Raw genomic sequence first — 1,191 nt, 5'->3', positions numbered from 1 at the left:
TGTGGGAGATTCTATGTTGCTCAGCAACCCTAGAATCTCAAACTGATCGGTATTCGCCCTGATTCTTCATCAGGGTGAATGCCACTCGGCAGAGCTTGCGAGCAAGAGCTACCAATGCCTGTGTTTTCGAGAAGCCTCTGGCCAGGTAAGACTCGTAAAAAGGCTTCCACTTGGTTGAGCGACACGCCGCCATTGCGGCGTTGTAGGCTAATCGACGGATCTCCGGATCTCCTTTTTTGCTCAGGAACCTCGGGCCGTTCTTTTTCCCCGAATCGTCCACCGTCAGATCCATACCCAAAAACGCGATGAACGCGTCGCTGTTGGCAAAGTCACCGCGCATATAGGTCGTTGCCAACCCAGTCGCAGTCAGCTCTCCCACGCCCTCGATTGCTTTGCAGCGGTCAATATTGTCATCAATACCGGCCTCTTTGCTGACTTTGCGCAGCAGTTTTTGAATGACCTTGTCGGATCGCTCGAATGCCTTTTGCTGAGCCGTACGTTCTTTCTTCAGCAAGGGTTCATCGGCCCAGCTCAACATTAGACCCGTATGGTTCTGAATCAGCGTCGCGCGTCTGTGCAGCAAGCTTTTCAGTACGGTGTAGGCTTTAGGAGGCGGGTTCCAAAGCCGCAGTTTGCTTTGTTCATTCGTCAGATAGCGTGCGAGCACGCGTGCATCGCAGGGATCATTTTTGGCTCGCTGACCGACACCGCGACGATAGTGGCTGACTCGATAAGCATCCACCACATAGACCTGATGTCCCATCGCATGAGCCAGATCAACAGTCTCCAAATGGTAGATATTGGTGGCTTCGACAGCGATAGCGCTTTGCGCGGGCAGAGTTTTGAGCCAACGTTTGAGGGCGGCACGATCATTCTTGACCGCTTCAATGGTTTCCAGGTCGGCGCGATAGACAACGATTTCGGCCTTGGCGATATCGATACCAACAACCGTCTGCGAAGTAAGGATTGTCATGACGAATCCTCGGAGCTAGGGTTTAAGAGCTTGTTGGGGTCTACCGTTGCGCTGGCTTGTCTCTGTCGTCGGTTTACCGATGAATTCCTTATTGGCGCTTTGGGTAGAAGGGGCGGGACGAGAAGTCTCCCACGGTCTGTACTGGTCAGAGTCAGAATCGAGTCTGTAGTCCCGCCCACCCCTTCAAGTCTAAACATACAAGCGAGCCTGCTCGCGAA

At 53.1% G+C, this 1,191-nt stretch carries 1 protein-coding gene; it reads right to left on the bottom strand.

The features are described 5' to 3' along the window. Nucleotides 1–37 precede the first annotated feature (37 nt). On the bottom strand, nucleotides 38–973 hold the full coding sequence (locus tag AC3WMV_RS28310; protein WP_103369841.1) for an IS110 family transposase: 936 nt from the start codon (nucleotides 971–973) through the stop codon (nucleotides 38–40). Nucleotides 974–1,191 lie beyond the last annotated feature (218 nt).

This window comes from Pseudomonas sp. FW305-3-2-15-E-TSA4, assembly GCF_058787295.1.
Note: the sequence above shows the minus strand (reverse complement) of the source record. Positions and strands in the feature narration are given on the sequence as shown.